Genomic DNA, 3,457 nt, shown 5'->3' on the forward strand with positions numbered 1-3,457 from the left:
CGAAGGTCACTTACGAGTTATTCGAACTTGACAGCGGTTGGGCCCACGGAGTTGGCGTACGCTGTTAGAGACATTTGCCACGCATGCTAAGGTCCACAAGGCCTCGCCGGAGCCACGGCATGCCAGGACATCGACGCCTCGAGGGTCAAGATGACTTGGGCCGAGGAACTCAGCGACGGTGGCAACCGTGTAGCACCGAAGGCCGAGTAGTACCGACGGACCGTACGATCGGTCGAAAACCTATGAGGTGAACGGCAACGCAATTCCCTGCGGGAAAGACACAACCTTCCAACGCGCGGCGCCATTTTGTCACCCGGCGAGAACCCTTATCTGCCAGCTATTGTCGACTGCTCGACTAGATTGTTGTATCGATAATCACATTATAATATTAGGAAAACTACCTGTCCGAGGGAGGGGAAGACCGCAGTAGGTCTCCGGCCAGAGGTCGTAATCCTGGTGAAACTAGACATGATTAATTCGACCAATGAGATTTTTTGTCCCCTTCTTGAACTCTCCAGAGATCGGTCGCGGTGGATGGAGCTCTTAGACGAAGCAAATCTTCGGCTTGCCGCTAATTTCCGGGATCAGGAACCTCTTGGTTACTTACTATTTAACAAGGCACTCTCAACCTGGAAGTGTCGGCGGGTGTTCACTGCCGGGGTGAGACGCGCGTCTGTGGCTACTGATCGTTCAAAGGAAGTGGAGAGAAAGAAGGCCGAAGCATTGGTGCGATTGAACAAGGCAACCGCAGAGGGCCGGCAGTGCTTAAACGAGCGAGATCCAAATGAGATTGCTCGAGATTTCGAAGCGGTGCACCCACATTTATTTCTAGTAGGTGCGCACTGGGCTGAGTTCAGCAACGGCATTAAAGCGATTGAACGAGACACCGTTAGGGCGCGCCTGCAGCGGTGGATGGACACGGCAGTAAATATTGAGACCGGCAACAAAGTTTACATTGACCGGCTCGTTCTTAACCGGGTGATGAATGCACTAGCTAATCTTAGAAAACGGCCGACCGGCTTCCAGCCTCCGTCGGCGTCGGTGGTTAAATTCGTGCGAGAGTGGTGTCTTTTAAGGCAGTTCGCATGCATTCAGACGGTCGACCTATTTAAAGCGTTTTGTGCTTTCTGCAAATACAACGGGGAGGCAGCATGTTCTCAAAAGGCGTTTGCCCGACAGCTGCTTGAAGCATTGCGTGATGCTCGGGTAATGAAGAGGCGACTGTCAATCGATGGTCGACCGCGCGTTGTATACGAAGGTATTTGCCTTAGTGCCGCTGCGTCGCTCGCTGCAGATATAAACATCTACTATTGATCTTCAAACGCGGAAATACAATCAGAGATTGAGCGAGATTGCCCTCCATTTCATAGTGTAAATAGAAAAGAAAGTGTTATGTCCACAGCATTAGTCAGGTGGTCATGGCACTAGCAGCTAAAAGGGAGATAGCTATTGCGTAATGAGAGAGTGTGAAATTTACGTTTCAGATTCGTGTGTGGTCTATATGAGAGTGGGGTTACGAGGGGTGGTGCTAATGCTATGGACAGGGCTGGCATTGGGCAGAATGTACTCCGTGTCCACGCTAGTGATGATAGAGTGAGGTTTTATTGTATGGACAGTAGGAGGGAGGCGCTTGGTGGCCATAGATGCTGCTAGATAACCATACTTCCTGCCGGTAAAAGAGGGTTTAGTATTGCGTAATGAGAGAGTGTGAAATTACGTTTCAGATTCTTGTGTGGTCTATATGAGAACCGACCCTGAGGGGATGGTGTGGCGACTGTGGACACGGGGTAGGGGCATAGGCATGGAGTGCATGATGTCCATACTAGGGATGATAGAGTGCGATTGATTGTATGGACATGATGATACGATGCGATTGTTAAGCACGTGAATGGTCCCGGTGTTCTCGCGCTCGGCTTTGGAGGGCGTGGGCGGGGCGGGCTTGGGTCCTTCCTGACCGTGGCGTGCGATGAGGGGCGGCTTTAGCCCGATCTGGCTCCAGCTATGAACTTTTTCGGACCGAGCTAGGCGTCGCGAGCGCCCAAGACGCGGTATTATCATACCGTTCAAGGATTACGGCCCCTATAGCGCGCGGTTGGTCGCACAACGACCAATCTTGCTTGTGAGCTGAGGAGGGCCTAAAAACCTGTCGCTTCGGCGTCGAGCCACACCAGTATGACCCAAAGCCTCCTCTATCGGTCGCGTCGCATGACTCGCTTTAGCGATGGATGGCCCGGCCGGACGACTCCTTGCCCCGTCCCTGTGTCTACGAAGCTCGGCTTTAGTCTGTAACGAAGGAAACGGGGCCAACGATTGGGCGTGACGTGAACCTGGCTAAACATCGAGATGGTTCCTACCACTTCTTCTCCACCGGCCGGGCGGTCTATCGCCACGTATTGTGTCCCGCGAGGCGTCTGCTTGGCCGGCCTAAAGTACTTAAACGTGTGCCACGTGTTGGGGCGGCCGTCCTTTGCCTTCGCGAAGTCTGCCTGCACCTTTTCGGCGGATTCCCACCTCGCGAAATAGACGTTGTGACGAGCGTGGAGCAACTGGAGTGCATTTAGGTCGGCAACGTCTTGGTCTTCTCTGCAAATGACCAAGCTGCCTGTTGGCCCATCGGCTTTGTAGATGTAGGGATCGAAGGCCATCAGCAGAAGCCTCGGCGCGATTGGCATCAGGAGGATGCACCCCGAGGACCCCATTCCATACCCGCCGATCAAACGGCGTTGAACGTGGAAGCGATTTATGTGAATCGCAGGGTCATCCGAGGTGAGAAAGTCCACCCGCGAATTGTTGACAAGTATCACCGTCTCCAAGTCAGCGATGTGCCACCTCATCTCCATGAAGTGTTCAAGCGCCATATCAACGGCCATAGGGATTGTCATATCGAGTAGCTCGACTTGGTCGCGCTTTCCGTCAGCCGCCGACAGCAAATCCGCGTCGTGCTGGTTCGACATGGCAATCTGCTTCTCAAGGTATCCGTAGCTTCGGAATGTTTGGAGCAGCATTAGATTGCGGAGTTCGTTCAACTCCGCATCCGAGAGGTCTGAAGGGTTCGCAATGGCTTTTGCGGCAAGCCTACCATAAAGCCCCTCCGGTCCTTGAAGGGCCTTCTCTAGCTCTCCGTCTCTGCCGTAGAGGTAGTTTCGCGCGCACTGACCTTTGATCGGCGCATTCTGAATTGGTTGGTTTCGATCAACGTTGAGAAGGTTGATCGCAGCGCCTCCCGCGACCGTGGAGAACGCACGGAGGTAGACCTTGGGGACATAATGTTGGAGCTTGTTCTCTGGCATCCCAGCCTAACGACCTTGCGCTCCAAGAAAGCCATTGGCCTTAAGCCAGTCCCGCAAGACTTCAGCCATCGTGCGCGGTTGCGTTAAGTCCACCATTTCGATGGAAGGCGAGCCAAGCAGGGACGGCGGGCGACCGGCCGATACTTGGGTGCGACTGGCGACCAGTT

Annotated in this window: 2 protein-coding genes; one reads left to right on the top strand and one right to left on the bottom strand. The window is 53.8% G+C overall.

The annotated features are described in order from the left end of the window. Positions 1 to 675: 675 nt before the first annotated feature. A complete protein-coding gene (locus tag LC586_RS39995; RefSeq protein ID WP_229491308.1) occupies positions 676 to 1,314 on the top strand; it encodes a hypothetical protein in 639 nt (212 codons plus the stop codon). Between the two features lie 875 nt (positions 1,315 to 2,189). Here LC586_RS39995 and LC586_RS40000 read toward each other — a convergent pair. After that, positions 2,190 to 3,290: a DUF4238 domain-containing protein gene (locus LC586_RS40000; RefSeq protein WP_229491309.1), complete on the bottom strand. Its 1,101-nt coding sequence runs from the start codon at positions 3,288 to 3,290 to the stop codon at positions 2,190 to 2,192. Positions 3,291 to 3,457: the final 167 nt, after the last annotated feature.

The organism is Nostoc favosum CHAB5714 (genome assembly GCF_020829495.1).
GTDB classification, from domain to species: domain Bacteria; phylum Cyanobacteriota; class Cyanobacteriia; order Cyanobacteriales; family Nostocaceae; genus Nostoc; species Nostoc favosum.

Coding starts and splice junctions, on each gene's coding strand:
- LC586_RS40000 (WP_229491309.1), bottom strand. CDS start 3,290: ATGCCAGAGAACAAGCTCCAACATTATGTCCCCAAGGTCTACCTCCGT.